We start from the raw sequence: 25691 nt of genomic DNA on the forward strand, positions 1-25691 counted from the left end.
AGCCTCTGCGCGGCAAAATAGCGCTAAGCCATTGTTTTTACTGGATTTAATACGCAAAAAATGACGTCCGTGGACGTCTTTAGATGATGAAGTGCCTGTGGCTAGGATGATGGCTTATTGCTAACATCGGGAAAGCTATTTTTTACGACGCGAAAATTGAAAAGGAATTTGTTGTAATTGAAAACTTTACCTCAAGTCAAAGCGACAGGCGAACAACTGAAACTGATGAGCTACAACCGATTTGGGGTTGAAGTCATTTGTGGAGCTGCTGGGAGTGGAAAAACCTCCACAGCTCTACTTCGTTTACGCTCATTGATTCACCTATTCTCCAGCAGAAACGAGCGAAACGGCGATACGAAGCCTGTCAAAGTACTAGTTCTGACATTCAATCGCACCTTGGCCGGGTATCTTAGATCACTTGCGGAACACCAAGTTGAACATGGCAAATCGGTAAGCCTTGAAATAAATACATTTAGCAAATGGGCGATGGATAATCTTGGGGCGTTTCATAGCCCTAACGTTCAAGAAAAACGTGCGCAAACGAAAATGCTTCAGCTAGCCAGTAACATTGCTGCTCTCACACCTGCTTATATAGTCAAGGAGGCAGAATACCTACTAGGTCGATTTGAGGCTGAGGATTTAGAATCCTACATAGGTTGTGAGCGAACTGGGAGGGGCGCACTTCCTCGAGTAGATAAAAATTTGAGAAGAAAAATACTCGACGACGTAATCTATCCTTACCAGGCTTGGCTTAAAGAAAATCAGTGGATGGACTGGAATGATGTGGCATTGGCAATGGCAAAAGATGTCACTTCAATAGGCTACGACATTGTAATTGTCGATGAAAGCCAAGATTTCTCTGCCAATCAATTGCGAGCAGTTCGCCATCACTTAGCACAAGACCACACGGTTACGTTTGTAATCGACACTGTCCAGCAGGTATACGCGCGCGGCTTTACTTGGGCGGAAGCAGGGTACGAAGCAAGGCCTGAACGGATTCATGTCCTACAAGCAAATCATCGAAACACAATCGAAATAGCAACTTTCGCCGCGTCAGTGCTCAATGGTATTGGCGTGGAGGGAAATGGGGCATTACCTAACCTCACCGCAGCCTCTACTCACGGTCCGCTTCCCATCATTTTGCGCGGCAAATACTCATCACAAGCTGCTTGGGCGGTTGAGTATATTGAAAGACACGTACACCTCGCTGAAGACTCAGTAGCCTTCCTAAAACCACAAGGAGGGCAGTGGTTTAGCGAAATCTCTAAAGTATTGACTCTAAATGATATCCCTTTCGTTGACATCACCAGAGGAGCGGAATGGCCAGAAGGGCCAGAGAATATTGCTCTTTCAACTTTTCACTCTGCTAAAGGCTTGGAGTTCGATTATGTTTTCATTCTTGGATTCAATAATGAAAACACACCGTTTGCTGGAGAAGAGCACGATGATCAACTTCTAATATTGCGAAAACTGCTGGCGATCGCCATTGCGAGAGCGAGAAAAGCCGTAATAATTGGGTACAAATCCGGGGGCGAATCTCATTTAGTAAAATATTTCGGTGCAGGTACCTTTACGGAGGTAATAGTATGACTGTGCAAGAAGAGGTTGCAAACCGATGCATCACTGAGGTAGTTCATTTTACAACTCATTTAGGTATCTTAGGAAGTCTGGCTAGTGGCGCACTGCTATCGCGCCATCGTTTGAAGAAAGAGGATTATTTGCAACACATTTTGCACGTAAACTCGACATATCGTCCGGAAGAAAGTGAATTTTTCGATAAGAGCCAAAATTGGTTAGATTATGTCAACCTATCTCTATCTGAAATAAATCGAAGATTTTTTGACATTTCACAGGGGTGGCACAGTGACAGAGGGGTTTGGTGGGCAGTGCTCGCTTTCGATGCCTCCATCATGTCGCATGACGTGGTTTTTGCTACGACTAACAATGGCTATGAGCACTGTCTGAGAGACGGTGGACTAGAAGGGCTCAAACAATTATTCGTACCAGTAATCAAAAGAAAGGGCGACTGGTGTGCGTATAGGAGAGATCGTGCACCCCGGCTTGCCACATGCGAGCAGGCTGAAGTGCTGTACCCAGGAGCAGTTCCGATCCAGCATCTCAAAACAATATATGTGAGAGAAGGAGATCACAGTGATCAAGTAAAAGCTTGGCTTCTGGATTTCCATTACAAGCACGTAGATGTTTTAATATCGCCAGAGAAGTTTATCGGATGCAAAAATTGAACACTGACCAGTCACTCCTAGCCCCCGAAAGCTCACAGTACAACAGCTTCGAGCGTTCCGTCGTTCATTCCGCCCTATGGGCCGCAGCTGGCGATGCTTTGGGCTGGATGACGGAACTCGTCCGAGGTCCAGCAGATGTACGCCATCGAACCGGTATGAGTAGAGTCTCCAAAACGGTTGATTGGAAGCGGTTGATTGGCGGTCGTAATGGTCCGAAAGTCTCCTTGCCAGCAGGTACCTATTCAGACGACACCCAGCTTCGGCTTGCGGTTTCACGGTCGATTCGAGGGAATGGCTCATTTGATGTTGAGACTTTCGCAAAAATTGAACTGACTGTCTGGCCTAGCTACGCACTCGGTGGTGGACTAGGAACCAAAGCTGCCGCACTCAATCTTTCACGCCGAGGTGTAAATTGGTTCTCCAATTTTTATGAACGGGGAAGCCAAGTCTACATAAAAGGTGGTGGGAATGGAGCAGCCATGCGAGTTCAACCGCACGTTTGGGCCTCAAATGGGAACTCCTCAGAGTTTGTTTTAAATGTTATTCGCGACTCGTTGGTAACGCATGGTCATCCTCACGGATTTTGCGGCGCTGTGTTTCATGCTTTAGGCCTAGCAGATACTTTGATTTCTGGCGAGATTCCACCACTTGAAGCGTGGAAAAAGTACATTCTGCAGTTTAAGAATATTCCGAATATAATTTCAAAAGATTCGCAGCTAGCTGCATTTTGGCTACCTGCATGGGAAGAGAGCTCAGGAGTTTCCTTAAACACCGCACTCGAAAAAACAGCGCAAGAAGCTCTAAACGACTTAGATATTGTTGCCAAATTACTGAATAGCGCTTTTTTGCCGAGCTATCATTCTATTTTGGAAAGCATAGGCTGTTTGACACCCCAGTATCGCGGCTCAGGGTTTAAAACAGCGTTAGCCGCCTTAGCTCTTGCTCACATCTATCGAGATGGGAATGTTGAGGAAGCTCTGATCACATCCGCAAATGAGCTAGATAGCGACACTGATACTATCGCTACGATGGCAGGTGCTTTGCTCGGCGCAGTTTCCTCCGAACCTCCGAGTTGGAAGCTACAGGATCGTGAGTATATTACTGCTGAGGCTCTTAGACTTGCTCGGATAGCACAAGGAAGCCCACAGGAGAGCTTTACTTATCCAGATTTAGGGCGATGGAATCCACCGACTAATCAAACCGCATCTGTCGGACTTGTAGAGAATGGATTTGCAATTTTGGGATTGGGCAACCTGTCACCAGTAAGCGAAGAGTTTGCTGCTGGGGACTCTATCTGGCAGTGGCATATGTTGCCATTTCGGCAAACAATTTTGGCTAAAAGGCGCAGCGAAGTTAAGGCGAGTATAGCTCTCGATCAACTTCCAGGTTCTCCACGGGCTGCTTTAAAAACAAAACCTACAGATCATCAACCCACTAGCTTTGAGACTTCAGAGCAGCCGTCATTGCCTTTGGAAGTGCCGCCAGAAACCAGGCGCACGCCAGCCAAAGTGCCATCGCAAGAGTCGCTTGAAGATTCGTATGCGTCAATTGATGTTCTAACAAATGTGATTATTAATTCGAATTTTGATGACTTAACTTTAGGTAGGATTTTAAACCGATTTATTGACTCATCGCAGTCCATAGAGTCAACAATCGGGTTTGTAGCTATCATAGCTAAAGCCAAGCTGGCTAGGCAGAAACGGCAGAGATGACAGAATTGATCTTGTAGTGGTCAACTAATCCCAGGCACCGAATTAAGTTTTTCCTCAACGGCAGGGGCCAGCCCGCCGTTGAACTGATGTGACAGATGCCAGTTGGCTTAACGCCGGTGGCTGTGAAGCATCCACTTTGCTTGCGAGCTAGGCAATCGCCGATGCGCCCTTACTAGTCAAGATTACTAGAGGCGCAGTAGCCGTAGCGAGCGCTGAATTCCCTACATCCATGATGGCTGACATCGAAAGACTCCCGGTAGCGGCTCCTTGGATGTGTTCGCTCCACCATTTCATCATTGGACGCCTGCGCTCGATGTAGTCAGCCCGGTTGTAGGCGCTGCGTACCTCGTCCTTATCAACATGCGCGAGTGCAACCTCGATCAACTCCGGGTCCCAGCCATGCTCGTTCAGTATGGTGCTCGCCATTGACCGCATGCCGTGGCTGACTAGACGGCCCGCGAATCCCATCCGCTTGAGCGCCATATTGGCGGTCTGGCTGTTGCAATGGGTACGAGGATTTCGATCTGCGGGGAACACATACTCACGGTGTCCACTAAAAGGCTTGATAGCTTCCAGAAGCTCTAGAGCTTGCTGCGTGAGCGGTATTATATGAGTGCGACGCTTTTTCATACGCTCTGGTGGGATCGTCCATATCTTCTTTTCGAGGTCGATGTCCGCCCAGCGAGCGGTAGCAGCCTCCGCGGGGCGGGTCATGGTGTGGAGCTGCCACTCGATCAAGCAGCGCGTAGTCCTTTTGATGCTGGCATTGGCGACTGCAAGCATCAGTTCTCTCAGCTCATCCGGCGCGAGTGCCGCCATATTTTGCTTCTTCGGTTTTTTGAAGACAGAGCGGATGCCACTAAGTGGATTTGAAAAAATTAAGCCAGCATTCACCCCGTAAGTCATGATTTCGTTGAGACGCTGGCTAAGCCGCTTAACCGTCTCTAATCTGCCCTTTGCCTCAAGAGGTCTAAGCAATTTAATAACGGCTGGCGCAGTGATCGCTGAAATCGGCGTCAGCGCTAAGTCGGGAAAGACGTGCAGTGTTAAGGAACGCCAGATGTCCTCAGCGTACGCGGTGGTCACTGAGTCTTTCTTGAGATCAAACCAGGCGGTCGCCACATTTTTGAAAGTGTGCTCCGTGGTCGACTTTAACGTTTGCCGGTCCGCGTCGCGCTTCTCCTTCGGGTCTAGCCCTTGGGCAACCAGCTGCCTGGCTTCAACTGTGCGTTTCCGTGCTTGAGCCAGGCCTACCTCGGGGAAAGTACCCAAGCCCATGTTGACCCGTTTCTTGGTCACCGGGTGGATGTAATTGAAATTCCACAGCTTCGAGCCATTGGCTCTAACCCTCATCTGAAGGCCATCACCATCAGTAAGGATGTAGTCCTTTTCCTTTGGTTTGGCTGCCTTGACTTTAACATCTGAAAGTCGCGCGGCTTGAGCTCCCATGGTGTATTCCAAGCTGTTCATGTATTCCAAAAAATAGCAGGCGGAAGCTTGGAATACACGATGGCCTGGATGATTATGGACGCCCTGAGACGATTATGGAGCCTAAGCCTCTGTATTCACTGGATTTCAGGCACAAAAAAAGACGTCCGAGGACGTCTTTAGATGTGAAGTTGGTGGAGCCGGGGGGATTTGAACCCCCGTCCGCCAGTACTCCGCTGTCGGTACTACATGCGTAGCCGTGTCTATTAAGTTAACCCTCAGCGACCCGACGGGCAGGGTGCTTTGGGCGAGTTGTGTAAGTTTTAGCCGCTTCGTCCACAACGTACTGCACGGCGATTCTGTTCTATATGACAATCACTTTGGGTTTACAGACATCCCCTGATGATTGCTGGACCCGAAGGTACCAGGAGGGAAGGGCTAAGGCTGCTTACGCAGCGAGAGCGTATTCCCCGTAGGTTTCGTCATTGGCAACTATAGGAAGTTGCAACAGTGGATTTACGAGTTCTGTTACCAACTCGGCATGCACCTAAAGTTTCGCAACCGGCGTCGAATCCTAAACGGCCCCGAGCCTGGTGCTCTGTGAATCAAGTGAGCAACAAGCCTGTACAGTGTACGTCAACGCGACTCAGAAGGCCAACCCGAAGGTAGGCCACCACACATCATGGGTTTGGCTGGTTGCTCTGTTTGTCAGCGAGTGCCAATGCCTGGGTGGCTTCGGTGACGCATTTTGTGTCGTCTCCGGAGGCTTGTGAGGCTTCGGCGCTGGACATCAGTCTCTTGATCTCCATGGCGGTGCTTCCGGAGGTCGCCGGCAGCGCGTTCACTTTGCCTTTGAGCTCTTGCAGCTTGCTCGTACACAGGTTGTTGTCCGCCGCCAATGCAGTAGAGGCCAACATTGCAGCGGAAATGAACAGACCAGCGAGTGTGGTGCGCTTCATGGGTATCACCTTGAACGGATGGGGCCTACCTCAAAGACTACGATTCAACGCAAGAATTCGGTTTTTTCAGACAGCGTGCCAAGCTTTTCCCTCGATGCGGGCGGTTACACATTCCCAGACCCCGGATGCAAAAAAACCCGCCGTTGGCGGGTTTTGTTTTGCTTCGTATCGGATTACTTCCCGCCTTTTTTCGCGTCGGTGAGGGCCTTGATGACGTCGTTGGTCTCGGCGATGCAATCATCAGTGCCTGCCTTGGTGCCTTTTGCATGGTCGGCTTTGGCTTGCTTGACGGAGTTTTCTACCTGCTCAGTCATTTCCGGAGGAATCTGTGCCTTGGCGTTTTCGATGGTTTTCAGGTTGACAGCGCAAAGGTCTTCTTCTGCAGCAAACGAAGTGGAAGCCATCATGGAAGCAGTAATAAACAAACCTAACAGCACAGAACGATTCATGTGTATCTCCTTGAGCTGAAGGGCCAGGCATTGCTGGCCATCAAGTCGGGCTACCGAGTGTTGGGAGAGTCCCGCATTTGCGGGACTTGATCAGTGGACTGCGGTGGCACCTCAGGGTTCTGTTTTTTACTGTGGAGCTATCGATTCCGGCAAGTAGGTACATCTATGCACCTTCCTTGGGTCCTTCTATCAGGGCACCCTAGCCTGGGTAACGCGGTCCACCAGATAGACTAGTCCGTGGTAGTCAATGCCGCCATGTTGCGTCAAACCGATCTCACAGGTGCGGCTGGTGGAAATACCTTCGCTGCATTGTTGCACCGCATCCTTGAGCGTGCGCAGCGAATGGGCATTCAATTGCGGCGTGGTGAAGCCCTTGTCGCCGGCGAAGCCGCAGCAGTGAATGCCTTCGGGAATGACCACGTTTTTGCTGCATTTGCGCGCCAGATCGATCAGCGCCTGACTTTCTCCAAGGTGCTGGGTGCTGCAGGTGACGTGCACCGCAATCGGTGCTTCCTGTGGTGTGAAGTCGAGGCGATCCATCAGGTGCGTGCGGATGAAACGCACCGGGTCGTAGAGGTCCAGTCGAACGTCGCCAAGGTCTTGAGTGAGCCGTAACGTACAGGGACTGGTGTCGCAATAAATCGGGTCGAGCCCGCCGCGACTGGCGTGCAGCAAGGCGCCGATCAGTTCCTGGCGTTTGTGTTCGGCTTGTTCGGCGTAGCCTTTGGAGGCGAATGGCTGGCCGCAGCAGAGGTTGTCCAGATTGTCCGGGAAGACCACCTGGTAACCGGCCTTTTCCAGCAGCCCGCAGGTTTTGTCGTACAACGACACCTGCTCTTTATCCCCCGCCGCTGGCCCCATGACCCGCGACACACACGCTGCCAGGTACACCACCCGCGGGCGTTCGTCCGACACGGCGGGACTGAAGCGGATGGCTTTTTCCGGCTGCGGCATGGCGCTGGTCCATTGCGGGACCTGACCATTGGACAGCTTCGTCAGCGTCGCCGAAAGTTTTGCCAGGCGTGGCGCGCCCAACAACATCCGTGCGCCATTGGCGACGTGCAGGGTGAACCGCGCCCCTTGTAGCGCCGTGGCGAAATTTCCTTCAAGCCAGTTGGCGGTTTTCGTATGGGTTGCCGTACGGCTGCGCAGCTTTTTCACCAGCTCGCCGGTGTTGATGCCGACCGGGCAACGTTGCGCGCACAGGCCGGTGGCGGCGCAAGTGTCGATGCCCTGGTATTCGTAAGCGGCTTCGAGTTCGGTGGTATCGATGCCGGCGCGTTTTCGTGCCTGAATGTCGCGCCAGATCACGATGCGTTGGCGTGGGCTCAGAGTCAGGCCCTTCGACGGGCAGACCGGTTCGCAGAAGCCGCATTCGATGCACTTGTCCACAATCTCATCGGCGGCCGGCAAGGGCTTGAGGTGCTTGAGGTGGATCTGCGGATCTTCGCTGAGCACCACGTCCGGGTTGAGAATCCCGTTGGGATCGAGCAGACGCTTGAGTTGCCACATCAGCTGGTAGGCATCGCTGCCCCATTCCAGTTCGACGAACGGCGCCATGTTGCGCCCGGTGCCGTGTTCGGCTTTCAGCGAACCGCCGAACTCCACTGCCACCAGTTGCGCCACGTCGTCCATGAACGCCTGATAGCGTGCGACTTCTTCCGTGTTGTTGAAGCCTTGGGTGAAGACGAAGTGCAGATTGCCTTCCAGGGCGTGTCCGAAAAGGATCGCTTCATCGTAGTGATGTTTGTCGAACAGTTCGATCAGGCGATTGACGCCGATGGCCAGTTGTTCGACCGGGAAGGTGACGTCTTCGATGATCACCGTGGTGCCGGTCTTGCGCACCGCGCCGACGGCGGGGAAGGTGTCTTTGCGGATGGCCCAGAGACGGGCGTTTTCCCGTGGGTCCTCAGTGAAGTCGACCTGTTTTTCCACCGGGAACGTCTGCAGCGACGCCATGATCTGCGCCAGTTGTTCATGCAGCAGGGCGGACGACGCGGCGCGGGATTCGATCAGCAAGGCGCAGGCATTGTTCGACAGATGCTGTACGAAAGGCGGCATGCCGGGTTTGTCCTGCACCGAGCGCAGGCTGCGCCGGTCCAACAGTTCCACGGCCGACACCGGTTGGCTTTTCAGTACGGTGACCGCGTTGCAGCAGGTCTCGACATCCGGGAAGACAATCAGGGCCGAGGCCTTGTTCGGGTGGTCGATCACCGTGTCGTAGGTCACCGCGCTGATGAACCCGAGCGTGCCCTCGGAACCCACCAGCAAGTGGCTCAAGATATCCACAGGCTCGTCGAAATCCACCAGGGCATTGAGCGACAGGCCGGTGGTATTTTTCAGACGGTATTTGTGGCGGATTCTCGCAGCCAGATCAGCGTTGGCTCGGGTCTCGCGAGCCAGAGTCGCCAGGCGTTCCAGCAACGCGGCATGGCTTTGGCGAAACGCCGCGACGCTGGCGGCATCTTCAGTGTCGAGACGACTTCCGTCGGCCAGCACCAGACGAATGCCGGCCAAAGTGTGATAGGTGTTTTGCGCCGTGCCACAGCACATGCCGCTGGCGTTGTTGGCGACGATACCGCCGATCTTGCAGGCATTGATCGAGGCCGGGTCCGGGCCGATCTTGCGTCCGAACGGCGCCAGCCAGGCGTTGGCCTGTGCGCCGATCACTCCCGGTTGCAGGCGGATTTGCGTGCCCTGGTCGCGGATCTCGCGCGCGTTCCAGTTGTCCCCCAGCACGATCAGCACCGAGTCGCTGATCGCCTGGCCGGACAAACTGGTACCGGCGGCGCGGAAGGTCACCGGCACCTGATCGCGTTGCGCCAATTGCAGCAGCGCCACGACTTCGTCTTCGGACTCGACGCGGACCACCAGTTGCGGAATCAACCGATAGAAACTGGCATCGGTGCCGAAGGCCAGGGTCGACAGCGGGTCGTCGAAACGTCGTTCTTGTGGAATCAGTTGCTGTGCATCTCGCAGGAAAGCGGCCGGTAGACTCATTGGTCCTCCAGGATCAACACCACCAGGTCTTTCGGACCGTGGGCGCCGTACGCCAGCACTTGTTCGATGTCGGCGGTCTTCGACGGGCCGGACACCAGCAACGCGTTGGTCGGCATGCCCTGGGCCCATTCGAACTCCTGCTGCACCTGATAGAAGTTGTCGCGGATTTCGCTGGCCTTGAGCAGGGCGAAATGCACCGGTGGGGCCAGGCTCATCAAGCGCGGTTCTTCCTGGGTCGGCCAGATGATCAGGCTGCCGGTTGCCGCGATGGCGCCGAGGCTGCCGGTCAGACTCGCCGGGGTGTCGTTGAACAGCTCGGCTTTCCATTCTTCGACCGGGCGGTCGTAGGCCTTGAGCGTCGGCAGATCGGGATTATTCGCCCAATGCTGTGTGATGAGTTGACCGTGGGGCGTTGTCGGTGCGATCAGCAGGCTTGGCAACTGGCGGTCCCGCAGCAATTGCGCCAACAGCGCCGGCCACTCTTCGCCGGACGTCAGGTGGATTTCCGTGTGCACCGCTTCCATCAGTTTGCGCAGTTGTGGAATGCGTTGCTCAGGCGCGTAGGTGTAAGGCTGGGTCACCAGATCGACATCAAAGTTGTCGGCCACCGGCGTGGTGCCTGTCAGACTTTTACGCAGTTTGGCGAGGATATTTTGCTTGGCGCTCATCAGCGGTCTCCCTGTTTGGCCAGATGCTCGCGGGCCATGTCATGCAGTGAGCGGGCGGCGGGTTTCGGTGCGCTGTGGTTTTGCGTCCACGGGCCGACATTGCTCGGCGTGAGGGCGCGCAGGCGAGTGGCGAAGAAGCCGAACAGGCGATACAGCGTCGGCGAACTGTTGAGCTTCGCCCAGGCGTTCCAGAGGAACCGCTCCTTGCGCGAATACTTGCTGCCTTGGCCGCGCATCACTTGATGGGGGCTGTCCGGGGCCTTGACGTTTTCTTCGCGCAGGCGCCGCAGCAACGCAGGGATCGGGATTTTTACCGGGCAGACTTCGCCGCAGGCACCGCACAACGAAGATGCGCTCGGGTGATCCGGGACTTTCGCCAGGCCGACCATGTGCGGGGTGACGATTTTTCCGATAGGGCCGGGGTAAACCTCCCCATAGGCATGGCCGCCGATTCGGGTATAGACCGGGCAATGATTCATACAGGCACCGCAGCGAATGCAGTTCAGGGTCTGGCGCAATTCGCTGTCGGCAAAGGCCTGGCTGCGACCATTGTCGAGCAGTACCAGGTGCACTTCCTGCGGGCCGTCGAGTTCATGTTCCTTGCGCGGGCCGGAGATCATGTTGACGTAGGTCGTGATCGGGATGCCCAGGGCCGAGCGGGTCAGCAACGACAGCAACGGCACCACGTCGCGCAGGTTTTCCACGACTTTTTCGATACCGGTAACGGCGATGTGCACGGGCGGTACGGTAGTGGTCATGCGCCCGTTGCCTTCGTTTTCCACCAGCAGCAGGGTGCCGGTTTCGGCCACGGCGAAGTTGACACCGGAGACGCCGATGTCCGCTTCGAAGAATTTCTGCCGCAAGACCTTGCGACCGATCTGAATGAGTTGGTCAACGTCCTTGGTGTATTCCACCCCAAGTTTGTCGTGGAACAAGGACGCGACCTGGCCGGCATTCTTGTGGATCGCCGGCATGATTATGTGTGAAGGCTTCTCGTGGTCGAGCTGGACGATGTACTCGCCCATGTCCGATTCCAGGCATTCAATGCCCCGGTCAGCCAGGAAATGGTTCATCTCCATTTCTTCGCTGACCATCGATTTGCCCTTGATCACTTGCCGCCCCTCGTGAGCGCGGATGATCGAGAGGACGATGCCATTGGCCTCGTCCACCGTTTCCGCCCAGTGCACTGTCACACCGTTGCGGGTCAGGTTCTGTTCCAGTTGCTCGAGCAGGTCGGGCAACTTGGAGAGCGCGCGGGCACGGATTGCATTGCCCAGTGCGCGCAAGTGTTCTCTTTCATGGGCATCGCTGAACGCCGCTGCCCGTTTGGTCATCAGTGAATCCATCGCCTTGCGAAAGTTGCCTCGCAATTGCACATCACCCAGCGCGTTGTGGGCGCGGGTGCGGAAATCTTCTTCTACGGCAACCGTAGGAATAATCGTGGAGGTGCTCATCGGGCACCTCCGGTACGCTGCCAGAGGAAGCTGGCCAGATGCTGACCGCGCAACGCTTCCTGCTGTTTTTCCAATGAGCCGTTGATGTTCATCAGGCAGCCGCAATCGGCACTCAAAACCTTGTGCGCGCCGGATTCCTTCAACGCCCGGGTCTTGTCAGCCACCATCGCGCCGGAAATGTCTGGCATACGGACGCTGAATGTTCCGCCAAAGCCACAGCACTCACTTTCGTGATCGTGATTGACCCGTTCCACATTGCTCAACTGCGACAACAACTCGCGGCCGTGCAGGTGGGTGTTCATTTCGCGGCGTGCCGAACACGAAGTGTGCAGCGCCACTTTCACCGGCTCGCCGCTGTCCTTGAACTGCACCTTGCAGACAAACAACAGGAACTCGGCCAGTTCATAGGTTCTGGCAGCCAGGGCCTGAACCTGTTTCAACGTGTGCGGCTCGTCCTTGAACAAGTCGGCATAGTGTTCGCGCAACATCCCGGCGCAAGAGCCCGACGGCACCACCACCGGATAATCCCCGGCAAACAGCGCCAGTTGCGAGCGTGCGACGGTCCGTGCCTGCTCGGTGTAACCCGAGGTGTAGGCCGGTTGTCCGCAGCAGCTTTGCCCTTGCGGGTACTCGACACGAATGCCTTCGCGTTCCAGCAGGTGGATCGCATCCATCCCGGCTTCGGGGTAGAACAAATCGACCACGCAGGTCCCGAACAGGTAGACCCGTGACGGTTTCTCGCTGGGGTATTGCCGAGGCTCGGGCAGTGGCGGGGCGACACGGGTCGCATTCGGCACAGCGTTGTAAAAAAGCTCGCTCATCAGGCGTGTCTCCGGGTGGTCCCGGTTATTCGTCTGTTGAGGCTGCTGAATATAGAGTCGGAAGCTTTCAGCAGCCTTACAGACCGGGGTGTGAATTGCGGACGCCGGGGGCGTGGCCCGGCGTCGGTTTTTACCGTTTTGCTTGTAGTCCTTAGTGCACCAGCATGCCGGTGAACCAGTAGGCCTGAGCCAGGGTGATCAAGCCGACAATCGTTGCAAAGAATAGGCTGTGCTTGAGGGTGAAGCGGAACAGATCCGATTCCTTGCCCACCAGGCCGGTCGCGGCGCAGGCCACGGCAATCGATTGTGGCGAGATCATCTTGCCGGTCACGCCGCCGCTGGTGTTCGCCGCCACCAGCAAGGTGTCGTTGACGCCGATCTGGTGCGCGGTGGTCGCTTGCAGCGAACTGAACAGGGCGTTGGACGAAGTATCGGAGCCGGTGAGGAACACGCCCAGCCAACCGAGGAACGGCGAGAAGAACGGGAAGGCTGCACCGGTGCCTGCCAACACCAGGGCCATGGTCGAGGACATGCCCGAGTAGTTGGTGACGAAGGCGAACGCCAGCACCATGCCGATGGACAGGATCGGCCAGCGCAGCTCGTAGAAGGTCTCTTTCAAAGTGGTCAGACCAATTTTGAAATTGATCTTCAATACCAGCATCGAGATCAGCGCCGAGAAGAAAATCGCCGTGCCGGTGGCGGAAATCGGGTCCAGTTTGAACACTGCCGGTATAGCCGTTGGCGCAGCCACGATAGGCGCGACCTTGATCACCATTTGATCAAGATGCGGGATCGCAAAGTTGAACACGAAGCTGTACATCGAACCGCCGGCGGCAAACATGGCCTTGAACGGTTTCAGGGTCCAGATGGTGACCAGTACGGTCAGGATCAGGAACGGCGACCAGGCCTTGAAGATTTCCCCGAGGCTGTAAGGCGAAGCCACGGTTGTGCGCTTCTGGCCGAAACCACCGACGCTGGCGCTCACCACGGAGGCCGAGACAGCGCCGACGATGTGCTGGCCGGCGGCGCGCTGTGGTTGCCAGACCTTCAGGAACAGGGTCAGGGAGATCAGGCTGGCCAGGGCCGAGGTGATGTCCGGCAGTTCCGGGCCGATGAAGTTCGAGGTGAAATACTGGGTCACGGCAAAGCTCAAGCCCGCCACCAGTGCTGCTGGCCAGGTTTCCCGCACGCCGCGCAGGCCGTCCATCATGAACACCAGCCAGAACGGCACGAACAGCGACAGCAGCGGCAGTTGGCGGCCGGTCATGGCGCCGATCTTGAACGCGTCGATACCGGTCACTTGCCCGGCCACGATGATCGGAATGCCCAAGGCGCCGAAGGCCACCGGCGCGGTGTTGGCGATCAGGCACAGGCCTGCGGCGTACAACGGGTTGAAGCCCAGCCCTACAAGGAGTGCGGCGGTAATCGCCACCGGCGCGCCGAAACCGGCGGCACCTTCCAGGAATGCACCGAAGCAGAAGCCGATCAGCAGCACCTGCAAGCGCTGGTCATCGGTGATCGACAGGACCGAACTGCGGATGACTTCAAACTGACCGCTCTTGACCGTCAGTTTGTAGAGGAACACCGCTGCCACGATGATCCAGGCGATCGGCCACAGGCCATAGGCGAAGCCATACCCGGCGGCGGCGAGCGCCATATCGACCGGCATCTGGAAAGCGAAGATCGCCACCAGGATCGACAAAGCCAGGGTGATGCTGCCGGCCACGTGCCCTTTGAGGCGGAACACGGCCAGGGCCAGGAAGAAAAACACGATGGGGATGACGGCTGCGAGTGCGGACAGGCCGAGGCTGCCGAGCGGGGTATAGAGCTGTTGCCAGGTTTGCATATGGGGTGGCCCCTAATTGTTGTTGGTCAGGCACTGATCAGCGTTCTTGGATAATTGGTAAGACCAATTTACAATCGCTGTTGGCTAGGGTAAAAGCCTTGTAGGCGGTGTGTCAATTTGCCGCCCTAAAACTTTTGTCGAATGCAAAGTGCGCAGGTCGTCCGTCTGGTATGACCAAATGCGCTGTGGCAGGTGCTGGCGCGGCGCCAATAGGCCAGAATAGAGCCCCGGCGAGCCGTCGGATCGTGGAGAAATCGAGTTATGGGGTTTGATCAGATTCGTCAGCGCCGTTTGTCTGACGATATTGTCGAGCAGCTTGAGGGCATGATCCTCGAGGGCACGCTGAAGGCCGGAGAGCGCTTGCCGGCCGAGCGCGCGTTGGCCGAACAATTTGGCGTGTCCCGCCCTTCGTTGCGTGAAGCCATTCAGAAGCTGACCGCCAAGGGGCTGCTGGTCAGTCGCCAGGGCGGCGGCAACTATGTGGTGGAATCACTGGGTACCACCTTCAGTGATCCTCTGTTGCATCTGCTGGAAAGCAACCCCGAGGCGCAGCGCGATCTGCTCGAGTTTCGCCATACGCTGGAAGCGTCCTGCGCCTACTACGCGGCGTTGCGCGCCACTGATGTGGATCGCGAGCGGCTGACCGCGGCATTCAACACGTTGCAGGACTGCTATTCGCGTCACGAAGAGGTGAGCCGTGCCGAAGAGGGGGCCGCGGACGCAAGTTTTCACCTGGCGATCGCCGAGGCCAGCCACAATGCCGTGCTGCTGCATACCATTCGCGGGCTGTTCGACTTGCTCAAGCGCAACGTGGTGACCAACATCGGTGGCATGTACAAGCAGCGCACTGAAACCCGCGACATGCTGATCACGCAGCATCGGGAGTTGTACCAGGCGATTATCGAAGGGCGGGCGGAGCAGGCGCGGGAAGTTTCCAGCCGGCACATTCTGTATGTGCAGGAGGTGCTGGAAGAAGTGCGTCAGGAAGTGCAGCGCGTGGCTCGGGCGGAGCGGCGCAAGGGGATGTGACCTTTTGAAGCAAAAGATCGCAGCCTTCGGCAGCTCCTACATTGGAATGCGTTCCCTGTAGGAGCTGCCGCAGGCTGCGATCTTTTCGCTGACACCGCGAAACTCGGGCAGAAAAATCAGTCTTCCTTGCCCTTGTTGCGCACCGCGCGCTGCAACTCGCGACCCGCGTCGCGTTCGCGCTCGGTATCGCGCTTGTCGTATTCCTTCTTGCCCTTGCCCAAGGCGATCTCGCACTTGACCATGTGCTTGCTCCAGTACCAGGACAGGCACACGCAGGCGTAACCCTTTTGTTGCACCGCAGCGGACAGCTTGTCCAGCTCGCGACGGTTGAGCAGCAGCTTGCGGCTGCGCACCGGGTCGGCGATGACGTGGGTGCTGGCGGTCGTCAGGGGCGTGATATGGCTGCCGAGCAGCCAGGCTTCGCCATCCTTGAGTAGGACATAACTGTCAACCAGTTGCAGCTTGCTTGCCCGCAGACTTTTTACTTCCCAGCCGGCCAGGACCAGACCAGCCTCGAACTTGTGCTCGATGAAGTAATCGTGTCGCGCCTTTTTATTTTGCGCGATGGTCCCTGTTGGGTGTTTCTTCTGTTTAGCCATAGGGGCGGCATTATAGGGAGTTACAACAGAGTCGGCTACGGGGTTGCTACGTGCTTGAGCAGGTTGATTGAATCCCGGACAATGCGGCCTCTTTTTTGAACGCTTGGGCGTGATAACGATGTCGACAGACAAGGTTTCTGTCCACGGCAGTTGGGCTAGCCGCTGGGTCTTCATACTCGCCGCGACCGGTTCGGCCGTGGGGCTGGGTAGTATCTGGAAATTCCCGTACATGGTCGGCGTCTATGGCGGCGGTGCCTTCGTGCTGATGTTCCTGGCCTGCATCGCGCTGATTGGCGTGCCGGTCATGCTGGCCGAAACGCTGATCGGCCGGCGTGCAAGGCAGAGCCCGGCCAATGCCTTGAAGACGCTGGCGGTCGAGGCGGGGCACTCGGGCAAATGGTCCTGGGGCGCATTTGCCGGAATGATCACGGCGTTGCTGATCCTGTCGTTCTACAGTGTGGTGGGCGGCTGGTCGCTGGATTACATCATCGACATGGGGCGTGGCGATTTTCAGGGTGTGACGGCGGATCAGGTGGGGGCTTACTTCGGCAATGTCATTGCCGACCCCTGGCGCCTGACACTTTGGCACACGATTTTCATGCTGCTGTCGGCGGTGGTGATCGCAAAGGGCGTGGTCGCCGGGCTTGAGCGCAGTCTGCGCATCATGATGCCGTTGTTGTTCGTGATGGTCCTGGTGCTGCTGGGCTACAGCATGACCACCGGTCATTTCATGGAGGGCGTGCATTTCATGTTCGACTTCCACCCCGAAAAGGTCCTGGACGGCTTGTTGCCCGCGATGGGGCATGCGTTCTTTTCCCTGAGCGTAGGCGTCGGCTCGATCATGATCTATGGCGCCTACATGCCGAAGAGCTCATCGATATCGGGGACTGTCGTTGGTGTGGCGCTGCTCGACACCTTCGTTTCCCTGGTGGCCGGCCTGGCATTGTTTCCGATTGTTTTCGCGGCGGGCCTGAACCCGAGCGAAGGGCCGGGGCTGATGTTCGTCAGCCTGCCGTTTGCCTTCGGCAACGTGGCGTTCGGGCAATTGATGGGGGTGGTGTTTTTCGTGCTGGTGGCGGTCGCTGCCTGGAGTTCGGCAATTTCCCTGCTGGAACCGATGGTGGCCTATCTGGTCGAGCGCACTAAAGTGAGTCGTGCCTGGGTCACCTTCTGGCTGGCTTTCAGCTGCTGGTTCGTCGGTCTGGGCACGGTGTTCTCCTTCAATATCTGGAAGGAGGCCAAGTTCTTCGTGAACGAAGGCGGGATGTTCCACCTCTACCAATGGGGAGCAACCGGTGGTCTCGACTTCTTTGGCGTGATCGATTTCTTCACCTCGCGACTCATGTTGCCGCTTGGCGGTTTGTGTTTCGTGGTGTTTGCGGGCTGGATCATGGGGCGTGAAGCGGTGCGCGACGAGTTGTCGATCCGTAACCCTGCGCTGTTTGGTCTGTCCTTGTTCTTGATGCGCTATGTGGCGCCCATCGGCATCCTTGTAGTGTTTGCCGCCCAGCTGTGGAAGTGACGCTGACATGACGACACACATTTCGCGTTCGGCCTTGCTGCCGTACCCGGCACAAGCGCTGTATGACCTGGTCAACGACGTGGCGCGCTACCCGGAGTTTCTGCCGTGGTGTTCGTCGGCCGAAGTCCTGGAGAGCTCCCCTGAGCATATGCGGGCGAGCGTTGGGGTGGCCAAGGGCGGCCTCAGCCAGCATTTCGTCACGCGCAACACCCTGGTTCCCGGGCAGTCGATCGAAATGAACCTCGAAGAGGGCCCTTTCACCCAATTGCATGGCATCTGGGTATTCAAGGCGCTGACCGACAAGGCCTGCAAGATCAGCCTCGATCTATCGTTCGATTATGCCGGGCCACTGGTTCGTGCCACCTTGGGGCCGCTGTTCAATCAGGCGGCCAACACCCTGGTGGATGCGTTCTGTCAGCGTGCCAAGCAGATACATGGTTAAGGTCATGATTGAAGTCGAGGTGGTCTACGCGGCGGTAGACCGTCAGGTGCTGCTGACAGTGGCTGTGCCTGTCGGAACGTCCGTGCGTGCGGCCTTGCTCAGGTCGGCCGTGGCTGAACAGTTTCCGGAGCTGGATCTGACCCATTGCCCTGTGGGGATCTTCGGCAAGGTGGTAGCTGACCCGGAGAGTCGGGCAGTCCAGGCCGGGGATCGTATCGAGATCTACCGCCCGTTGTTGGCTGATCCGAAAGAGGTACGCCGACTGCGCGCGGCAAAAGCTGCCGAGGCCAAAGCCCGGAATCAATGAGTGGCTTGAACGCCAGACAATAAAAAGCCCGGGCATGCCGGGCTTTTTATTGCGTCGCAAATTATTGCGGCGAGGTGTCCAGTGGTTCTGGCGTCGGGACCGGAACGGTTTCTACGCCGTCGACGTCCTTCTGGATCTGGTCCAGCAGCGAACCTGGCTTGACCGGTTTTTCCGGTTTTGGCTTCTCGACGTTTTCTGCCGGGGCAGCCACTGTCGTGCCGCTGTCCTTGCCGAGAATGGCCTCGTCACGGCTCACGCCTGGCATGAAATCACCAGAGAGGCTGACAAGCTGATCATTTGGGTTGAAGATAACGCTGATGCGTTCCTGTTGGCGTTCACCGCCACCCGGTTGCAGGCTGTACAGATAATCCCAGCGATCGGCATGGAACGTGTCAGTCAGCAGAGGGTTGCCCATGATAAACCGTACTTGCTTACGGGTCATTCCCGGGCGTAACTGGTCTATCATGTCCTGCGTGACGACATTGCCCTGCTGGATGTCGATTTTGTAAACCCCGGGGAATGAACAACCGGCGAGTGCGAGCAGTCCCACAAAGGTGAAACTGGTTAGCAAGAGCTTGGTGTTTTGCATCGGTGGGCGACTTCCACTATCTTGGCTGGGACAACGTAAACGCCGATCATACCCGCATTAAGAGAAGCTGCGAAGCAGCATCGCGAGAAAGCTGACCATGGTTGAAAATAGCGAACTACGCAAAGCCGGCCTCAAAGTGACCCTGCCACGGGTCAAAATTCTGCAAATGCTCGATTCCGCCGAGCAACGCCACATGAGTGCCGAGGATGTCTACAAGGCCCTTATGGAGGCTGGTGAGGACGTCGGTCTGGCCACGGTTTACCGTGTTCTGACCCAGTTCGAGGCAGCTGGCCTTGTGGTGCGGCACAACTTCGACGGAGGCCACGCGGTCTTCGAACTGGACGACGGAAAGCATCACGACCATATGGTCAACGTCGAAACCAGCGAAGTGATCGAATTCTTCGACGAAGAAATCGAGCGGCTTCAGAAAGCAATCGTCGACAAGTATGGCTTCGAGATGGTTGATCACAATCTGGTGCTGTACGTGCGCAAGAAAAAGTAAGCATGTCGCGCGAACTTCCGTTCGCGAAACGAGCGAAGGCGACCCCAGGGTCGCCTTCGTGCTTTCTGCGGTGTGTGCTGGTTTGCACATGGTTCCTGTAGGAGCTGCCGCAGGCTGCGATCTTTTGATCTGTGCTTTTAGAAAGGGCAAAGTCAAAAGATCGCAGCCTGCGGCAGCTCCTACAGGGTTCGCGTTAGATTTTTGCGGTGACGACCATTTTCTTGGCGTGAGCCAGGGATTCCTTGGTGAGATCGATGCCGCCCAGCATTCGTGCGACTTCTTCGACGCGGTCGTTTTTGCTCAGTTTGGAAACCGCCGTGCGGGTGGCATCTTCGCCGCGCACTTTATGCACAAATAGATGCTGATGACCTTGCGCTGCCACTTGCGGCAAGTGGGTCACGGTCAGCACCTGCCCACGCTCGCCGAGCCTGCGCAGCAACTGGCCGACGATTTCTGCGGTCGGACCGCCAATGCCGACGTCGACTTCGTCGAACACCAGGGTCGGTACGCGGGAGGTCTGTGCGGTGATTACCTGAATCGCCAGGCTGATCCGCGACAGTTCGCCGCCGGATGCCACTTTTGCCAGGGCCTTCAACGGCTGGCCGGGGTTGGCGCTGACCAGCAGTTCAACCTGTTCAAGTCCGTTAGGCAGCAGTTCGTCGCTGCTGTTTGGGCGCAGTTCGATGGTGAAGCGCCCGCCGGGCATGCCCAGTCGCTGGATTTCCTGCTCCACGGCACTGGCCAGGCTGTTCGAGGCTTGATGTCTTAGATCGCTCAGCTCCCGGGCCTTTTCCTGATAGTGCCGGGCATAGGACGACAGCTCATCGCTCAGGCGCTCGATGGATTCGTCGTTGGCGTTCAGGGTCTCGATTTCATCCAGCAGTTTCTGCTGCATCTCGGCCACTTCAGTTGGCTGGATGCGGTGTTTGCGCGCCAGGGTGTAGATCGCATCGAGGCGTTCTTCCAGGTATTGAAGGCGCGATGGATCGGCATCGAAATTGTCGAGGAAGCGGTTCAGTTCGCCCACGGCCTCTTCAACCTGGATCTGTGCGCTGGTCAACAAACTGCTGGCTTCGCCCAGGGCGCCGATCGAGCTGTTCACGCTCGACAGGCGGTTGAGGCTGGCGGTGAGGGCGTTGAGGACATTCCCTGAGTCACTTTCGCTGCATTGTTCGACGACTTGCCGGCAAATGCCCAGCAGGGTTTCGGCGTTGGTCAGGTTCTTGTGTTCCTGTTCCAGCTGCTCGAGCTCATTGTCGCCGAGGCCAAGGTTTTCCAGTTCTTCGAGTTGATAGCTGAGCAATTGATGGCGTGCACGTTGCTCGTCGCCGGAGTTGGAGAGCCGCTCCAGTTCCTGACGGGTCTGGCGCCAGCGTTGGGCGGCCAGTTGAACCTGGCGGGCCAGATCCGTCGCGCCGGCATATTCATCGAGCAGGCGACGGTGGGTGTCGGTCTTGAGCAGGGATTGGTGTTCGTGCTGGCTGTGAATGTCGATCAGCAGTTCGCCCAGCGCCTTGAGATCGCCAAGCGGGCAGGGCGTGCCGTTGATGTAGCCACGCGAGCGACCTTCGGACGTGATTACCCGGCGCAGGATGCACGGGCCGTCGTTTTCGAGGTCGCGTTCGGCCAGCCAGGCGCTGGCTTCCGGAATGTCGGCCAGATCGAAGGTGGCCAGGATATCGGCCTTGTCGGCGCCGGGGCGGACCACGCCACTGTCGGCACGATCGCCCAGGGTCAGGCCCAGCGCGTCGAGCATGATCGACTTGCCCGCGCCGGTTTCCCCGGTGATCACGCTCATCCCGCGATCGAGTTCGAGATCGAGATGTTCAACGATGGCGTAGTTGTGTACGGACAGGTGCACCAGCATATGGGCCGCTCCCAGGTGTTAGGTCTGGTTATTTATACAGTGTTTTGTTTCTGGCTGACAATGCCCCCCGTTAGCTCGATTCGATCGGTCTGACGAATCCCTTATCGCGAGCCGGCATGACAATGCGATTGTTTTTTGTAGGGTTAATCATCGGCGCCCCTTGAAGCCGGATTTTGCGGCCCCATATAGCTGGGCAGAAGCGCGAGTTGAGCTCGCGGACGATATTGAAAGGAGAAATCTATGGCTGACGAACAGACAGTGGATACGCAAAACCCAGACGCCAACCAGGCGCCCGAGGCTTCGGGTGAAGACCTGGCGGCTCGTGTACAAGTGCTCGAAGAGCAACTGGCAGGCGCTCAGGATCAGGCTTTGCGTGTAGCCGCCGATCTGCAGAACGTCCGCCGTCGCGCCGAGCAGGATGTGGAGAAGGCTCACAAGTTCGCGCTGGAAAAATTCGCCGGCGACCTGCTGCCGATCGTCGACAGCCTGGAGCGCGGCCTGGAGCTGTCCAGCCCGGACGACGAAAGCATCCGTCCGATGCGCGAAGGCATCGAGCTGACCCTGAAAATGTTCCACGACACTCTCAAGCGTTATCAGCTTGAAGCGATCGACCCGCATGGCGAACCGTTCAACGCCGTTCATCATCAGGCGATGGCCATGCAGGAAAGCGCCGATGTCGAGCCGAACAGCGTTCTGAAGGTGTTCCAGAAGGGCTATCAGCTCAATGGACGCCTGCTGCGCCCGGCGATGGTCGTGGTCAGCAAGGCGCCTGCGCCGGTTTCGCCTTCGATTGACGAGCAGGCTTGAAATCCGCCGCAAGGCCCCCATTTATAAGTCAAGCGTTTAAGTGCTACCGCAGTTAGCCACCACTGCTGCGGCAACCAAATCCAAAGTTTCGGGAGAGTGAACATGGGCAAAATTATCGGTATCGACCTGGGGACTACCAACTCCTGCGTCTCCGTGCTGGAAAACGGCAAGGCAAAAGTTATTGAAAACGCTGAAGGCGCGCGTACCACGCCGTCGATCATCGCTTACGCCAACGATGGCGAAATCCTGGTTGGCCAGTCGGCCAAGCGTCAGGCCGTGACCAATCCGCACAACACCCTGTATGCGGTGAAGCGTCTGATCGGTCGTCGTTTCGACGAAGAAGTCGTGCAGAAAGACATCCAGATGGTCCCTTACAAGATCGTCAAGGCTGACAACAGCGACGCCTGGGTTGAAGTGAACGGCCAGAAAATGGCGCCGCCACAAATCTCGGCTGAAATCCTGAAGAAAATGAAGAAGACCGCCGAAGATTACCTCGGCGAGACCGTGACTGAAGCGGTGATCACCGTTCCGGCCTACTTCAACGACAGCCAGCGTCAGGCGACCAAAGACGCCGGCCGCATCGCCGGTCTGGATGTAAAACGTATCATCAACGAACCGACCGCCGCTGCTCTGGCTTACGGTATGGACAAGGCCAAGGGCGATCACACCGTGATCGTTTACGACCTGGGCGGTGGTACTTTCGACGTTTCCGTGATCGAGATCGCTGAAGTCGATGGCGAGCACCAGTTCGAAGTACTGGCTACCAACGGTGACACGTTCCTGGGCGGTGAAGACTTTGACATTCGTCTGATCGACTACCTCGTCGACGAATTCAAGAAAGAAAGCGGCATGAACCTCAAGGGTGACCCGCTGGCCATGCAGCGCCTGAAAGAAGCCGCTGAAAAAGCCAAGATCGAACTGTCCTCGAGCCAGTCGACCGACGTGAACCTGCCGTACATCACTGCAGACGCCACCGGTCCTAAGCACCTGAACGTGAAGATCTCCCGCGCCAAGCTGGAAGCATTGGTGGAAGACCTGGTTCAGCGCACCATCGAGCCTTGCCGCATCGCAATGAAAGATGCCGGTATCGACGTTGGCGCGATCAACGACGTGATCCTGGTGGGCGGTCAGACCCGTATGCCACTGGTTCAGAAGCTGGTCACCGAGTTCTTTGGTAAAGAAGCGCGTAAAGACGTCAACCCGGACGAAGCGGTTGCCATGGGTGCTGCCATCCAGGGCGCGGTACTGGCCGGTGACGTGAAAGACGTTCTGCTGCTCGACGTCAGCCCGCTGACCCTGGGTATCGAAACCATGGGTGGCGTGATGACCGCGCTGATCGAGAAAAACACCACGATTCCTACCAAGAAATCGCAAGTGTTCTCGACCGCCGACGACAACCAGGGCGCCGTGACCATTCACGTGCTGCAGGGCGAGCGTAAGCAAGCAGCTCAGAACAAGTCCCTGGGCAAGTTCGACCTGGCCGACATTCCACCGGCTCCACGTGGTGTGCCGCAGATCGAAGTGACCTTCGACATCGACGCCAACGGCATCCTGCACGTCGGTGCGAAGGACAAGGCTACCGGCAAGACTCAGTCGATCGTGATCAAGGCCAACTCCGGTCTGTCCGACGAGGAAATCGAGCGCATGGTGCGTGATGCCGAGGCGAACGCCGAGGAAGACCGCAAGTTCGAAGAGCTGGCCGCTGCCCGTAACCAGGGCGACGCACTGGTTCACTCGACGCGCAAAATGGTGACCGATGCCGGCGATAAAGTGACTGCCGAAGAGAAGACTGCAATCGAAGCTGCCGTAGTTGCCTTGGAAGCCGCCGTCAAAGGTGACGACAAGGCTGCTATCGACGCCAAGGTTGAAGAGCTGTCGAAAGTCTCCGCTCCAGTGGCGCAGAAGATGTACGCCGAACAGGCTCAGCCTGCTGAAGGCGCTGCACCGCAGGGCGAATCGGCTGAGAAGGCTGACGACGTTGTCGATGCCGAGTTCGAAGAAGTCAAAGACCACAAGTAAGTTGTTGGTCGGCCGGTTGACTGCCTTTAGGCGGTGACTGGTAGGATGTCGCCGCGCGGGAGCTTGCTCCCGCGTTGGCGTATCTGGAATACGCGAATTTTTACAGCATGCGACAGCGCTCGCGTGTTGCTGGCATGGCCGGGAATGCTCCTGCTTTCCGAGCCGAAAGTGCCACTTTGAAACAAAGACCAGGATCGTTGAATTGACGTGAGTTGGGTCCGGGCCTGTATTGGGGCTCAACGAGTTTGGCAGACTCAGGAGGGTTTTGCCGGACGTCCTCAAGAGTGCAAAGACTTATGGCAAAGCGTGACTATTACGAAGTGTTGGGTGTTGAGCGTGGCTCAAGCGAAGCGGACCTGAAAAAGGCTTACCGTCGCCTGGCGATGAAGCACCACCCGGACCGTAATCCCGATGACAAGGCGTCGGAAGAGATGTTCAAGGAGGCCAACGAGGCCTACGAAGTGCTTTCCGATTCCAGCAAGCGCGCGGCGTACGACCAGTACGGCCATGCCGGTGTCGACCCGAGCATGGGTGGCGGTGGTGCCGGTTTCGGTGGCCAGAACTTCTCCGACATCTTTGGCGATGTCTTCAGTGACTTCTTCGGTGGTGGTCGCGGCGGTTCCCGTGGCGGCGCTCAGCGCGGCAGTGACTTGCGCTACACCCTGGAGCTGGACCTGGAAGAAGCGGTGCGCGGCACGACCGTGAATATCCGCGTTCCGACGCTGGTCAATTGCAAGCCATGCGATGGCTCCGGTGCCAAGAAAGGTTCTTCGCCGGTGACCTGCCCGACATGCGGCGGTATCGGCCAGGTGCGCATGCAGCAAGGCTTCTTCTCGGTGCAGCAGACCTGCCCGCGCTGCCATGGCCAGGGCAAGATCATTTCCGATCCGTGCGATTCCTGCCATGGCGAAGGTCGCGTCGAAGAGTACAAGACCCTGTCGGTGAAAGTGCCGGCCGGCGTCGATACCGGTGACCGCATTCGTCTGTCCGGCGAAGGCGAGGCGGGTGCCCAGGGTGGCCCGACCGGCGACCTGTACGTGGTGATCAACGTGCGAGAGCACTCGATCTTCCAGCGTGATGGCAAGCACCTGTTCTGCGAAGTGCCGATCAGCTTCGTCGATGCGGCGCTGGGTGGCGAGCTGGAGATTCCGACCCTTGATGGCCGGGTCAAGTTGAAGATCCCCGAGGGGACCCAGACCGGCAAGCAGTTCCGTGTGCGTGGCAAGGGTGTCGCGCCTGTGCGTGGCGGTGGTGCGGGCGACTTGATGTGCCGTGTGGCGGTCGAGACGCCGGTCAACCTGAGTCGTCGCCAGCGCGAAATGCTCGAGGAATTCCGCAGTTCGCTGGCGGACGACAACAGCCATTCGCCGAAAACCACCGGCTGGTTCGAAGGCGTGAAACGCTTCTTCGGCGATTTGTAAGGAGACA

At 57.0% G+C, this 25691-nt stretch carries 22 protein-coding genes and 1 other RNA gene; 11 read left to right on the top strand and 12 right to left on the bottom strand.

Annotation, left to right across the window (positions count from 1 at the left end; genetic code table 11):
- The first annotated feature begins 177 nt into the window (after positions 1-177).
- From AC3WJW_RS09320 to AC3WJW_RS09330, 3 genes are read left to right on the top strand one after another with little or no spacing between them, the layout of a single operon-like run.
- The gene (locus AC3WJW_RS09320) at positions 178-1590 is read left to right on the top strand and encodes a 3'-5' exonuclease (protein WP_493725821.1); all 1413 of its coding nucleotides are present in this window, start codon (positions 178-180) and stop codon (positions 1588-1590) included.
- Positions 1587-2243: a DarT ssDNA thymidine ADP-ribosyltransferase family protein gene (locus AC3WJW_RS09325; protein WP_493725822.1), complete on the top strand. Its 657-nt coding sequence runs from the start codon at positions 1587-1589 to the stop codon at positions 2241-2243. The genes AC3WJW_RS09320 and AC3WJW_RS09325 overlap by 4 nt, the downstream gene beginning before the upstream one ends.
- Entirely contained in the window at positions 2231-3955 is a 1725-nt protein-coding gene (locus tag AC3WJW_RS09330; protein ID WP_493725823.1) for an ADP-ribosylglycohydrolase family protein, read from the top strand. The genes AC3WJW_RS09325 and AC3WJW_RS09330 overlap by 13 nt, the downstream gene beginning before the upstream one ends.
- Positions 3956-4102: 147 nt before the next feature.
- Here the strand turns inward: AC3WJW_RS09330 and AC3WJW_RS09335 are convergent, their stop codons facing one another.
- The 9 genes from AC3WJW_RS09335 to AC3WJW_RS09375 all read right to left on the bottom strand — a co-directional run bounded on the left by AC3WJW_RS09335 (position 4103) and on the right by AC3WJW_RS09375 (position 14580).
- Positions 4103-5404 carry an integrase domain-containing protein gene (locus tag AC3WJW_RS09335; RefSeq protein WP_493726016.1) on the bottom strand — a complete coding sequence of 434 codons (1302 nt, stop codon included), beginning with the start codon at positions 5402-5404 and terminating at the stop codon, positions 4103-4105.
- 171 nt (positions 5405-5575) lie between these two features.
- Positions 5576-5969: a transfer-messenger RNA gene (ssrA, locus tag AC3WJW_RS09340) on the bottom strand.
- Positions 5970-6063: 94 nt separating this feature from the next.
- Positions 6064-6342, bottom strand: coding sequence for a PA2433 domain-containing protein (locus AC3WJW_RS09345; protein WP_493725824.1), 279 nt, complete (start codon positions 6340-6342; stop codon positions 6064-6066).
- Between the two features lie 173 nt (positions 6343-6515).
- Positions 6516-6791, bottom strand: coding sequence for a PA2433 domain-containing protein (locus AC3WJW_RS09350; protein ID WP_493725825.1), 276 nt, complete (start codon positions 6789-6791; stop codon positions 6516-6518).
- Positions 6792-6980: 189 nt separating this feature from the next.
- A complete protein-coding gene (locus AC3WJW_RS09355; protein WP_493725826.1) occupies positions 6981-9791 on the bottom strand; it encodes an FAD-binding and (Fe-S)-binding domain-containing protein in 2811 nt (936 codons plus the stop codon).
- Positions 9788-10459, bottom strand: a complete 672-nt coding sequence (locus AC3WJW_RS09360) for a LutC/YkgG family protein (protein ID WP_493725827.1) — start codon at positions 10457-10459, stop codon at positions 9788-9790. Before AC3WJW_RS09360 ends, AC3WJW_RS09355 begins: the two co-directional genes overlap by 4 nt.
- The gene (locus AC3WJW_RS09365) at positions 10459-11913 is read right to left on the bottom strand and encodes a LutB/LldF family L-lactate oxidation iron-sulfur protein (RefSeq protein ID WP_493725828.1); all 1455 of its coding nucleotides are present in this window, start codon (positions 11911-11913) and stop codon (positions 10459-10461) included. The genes AC3WJW_RS09360 and AC3WJW_RS09365 overlap by 1 nt, the downstream gene beginning before the upstream one ends.
- Positions 11910-12734 (bottom strand): (Fe-S)-binding protein, encoded by an 825-nt coding sequence (locus AC3WJW_RS09370; protein ID WP_218480134.1) that lies wholly within the window; start codon positions 12732-12734, stop codon positions 11910-11912. Before AC3WJW_RS09370 ends, AC3WJW_RS09365 begins: the two co-directional genes overlap by 4 nt.
- A 151-nt stretch (positions 12735-12885) precedes the next feature.
- Positions 12886-14580 carry a lactate permease LctP family transporter gene (locus AC3WJW_RS09375; protein ID WP_493725829.1) on the bottom strand — a complete coding sequence of 565 codons (1695 nt, stop codon included), beginning with the start codon at positions 14578-14580 and terminating at the stop codon, positions 12886-12888.
- Positions 14581-14841: 261 nt separating this feature from the next.
- Between AC3WJW_RS09375 and AC3WJW_RS09380 the strand changes: the two genes are divergently transcribed.
- Positions 14842-15609: a GntR family transcriptional regulator gene (locus tag AC3WJW_RS09380; RefSeq protein ID WP_493725830.1), complete on the top strand. Its 768-nt coding sequence runs from the start codon at positions 14842-14844 to the stop codon at positions 15607-15609.
- A 116-nt stretch (positions 15610-15725) separates the two neighbouring features.
- Here AC3WJW_RS09380 and smpB read toward each other — a convergent pair whose 3' ends face one another.
- Positions 15726-16208, bottom strand: coding sequence for an SsrA-binding protein SmpB (smpB, locus tag AC3WJW_RS09385; RefSeq protein WP_007973144.1), 483 nt, complete (start codon positions 16206-16208; stop codon positions 15726-15728).
- Between the two features lie 118 nt (positions 16209-16326).
- Between smpB and AC3WJW_RS09390 the strand changes: the two genes are divergently transcribed.
- Genes AC3WJW_RS09390 through AC3WJW_RS09400 form a run of 3 tightly spaced genes read left to right on the top strand, consistent with a single transcriptional unit; the run spans position 16327 to position 18479 of the window.
- On the top strand, positions 16327-17730 hold the full coding sequence (locus AC3WJW_RS09390) for a sodium-dependent transporter (RefSeq protein ID WP_493725831.1): 1404 nt from the start codon (positions 16327-16329) through the stop codon (positions 17728-17730).
- Positions 17731-17737: 7 nt separating this feature from the next.
- The gene (locus tag AC3WJW_RS09395; RefSeq protein ID WP_046038689.1) at positions 17738-18172 is read left to right on the top strand and encodes a type II toxin-antitoxin system RatA family toxin; all 435 of its coding nucleotides are present in this window, start codon (positions 17738-17740) and stop codon (positions 18170-18172) included.
- Entirely contained in the window at positions 18165-18479 is a 315-nt protein-coding gene (locus AC3WJW_RS09400) for an RnfH family protein (protein WP_493725832.1), read from the top strand. The genes AC3WJW_RS09395 and AC3WJW_RS09400 overlap by 8 nt, the downstream gene beginning before the upstream one ends.
- A 61-nt stretch (positions 18480-18540) precedes the next feature.
- Here the strand turns inward: AC3WJW_RS09400 and AC3WJW_RS09405 are convergent, their stop codons facing one another.
- Positions 18541-19068, bottom strand: a complete 528-nt coding sequence (locus AC3WJW_RS09405) for an outer membrane protein assembly factor BamE (protein WP_057716485.1) — start codon at positions 19066-19068, stop codon at positions 18541-18543.
- A 97-nt stretch (positions 19069-19165) separates the two neighbouring features.
- On the opposite strand from AC3WJW_RS09405, the gene fur reads away from it, so the two are divergent.
- A complete protein-coding gene (fur, locus tag AC3WJW_RS09410) occupies positions 19166-19570 on the top strand; it encodes a ferric iron uptake transcriptional regulator (protein WP_003197684.1) in 405 nt (134 codons plus the stop codon).
- Positions 19571-19763: 193 nt separating this feature from the next.
- On the opposite strand, the gene recN is transcribed toward fur, so the two are convergent.
- On the bottom strand, positions 19764-21437 hold the full coding sequence (gene recN, locus AC3WJW_RS09415; RefSeq protein ID WP_493725833.1) for a DNA repair protein RecN: 1674 nt from the start codon (positions 21435-21437) through the stop codon (positions 19764-19766).
- A gap of 240 nt (positions 21438-21677) precedes the next feature.
- On the opposite strand from recN, the gene grpE reads away from it, so the two are divergent.
- The 3 genes from grpE (at position 21678) to dnaJ (ending at position 25684) form a co-directional block, all read left to right on the top strand.
- On the top strand, positions 21678-22244 hold the full coding sequence (gene grpE, locus AC3WJW_RS09420) for a nucleotide exchange factor GrpE (protein WP_007973134.1): 567 nt from the start codon (positions 21678-21680) through the stop codon (positions 22242-22244).
- 102 nt (positions 22245-22346) lie between these two features.
- Complete coding sequence (gene dnaK / locus AC3WJW_RS09425; protein ID WP_007973133.1) at positions 22347-24263, top strand: molecular chaperone DnaK; 1917 nt, start codon at positions 22347-22349, stop codon at positions 24261-24263.
- A gap of 296 nt (positions 24264-24559) precedes the next feature.
- The gene (gene dnaJ / locus AC3WJW_RS09430) at positions 24560-25684 is read left to right on the top strand and encodes a molecular chaperone DnaJ (RefSeq protein ID WP_007973132.1); all 1125 of its coding nucleotides are present in this window, start codon (positions 24560-24562) and stop codon (positions 25682-25684) included.
- The last annotated feature ends 7 nt before the right edge of the window (positions 25685-25691 follow it).

The organism is Pseudomonas sp. GW821-FHT07G06, assembly GCF_058986625.1.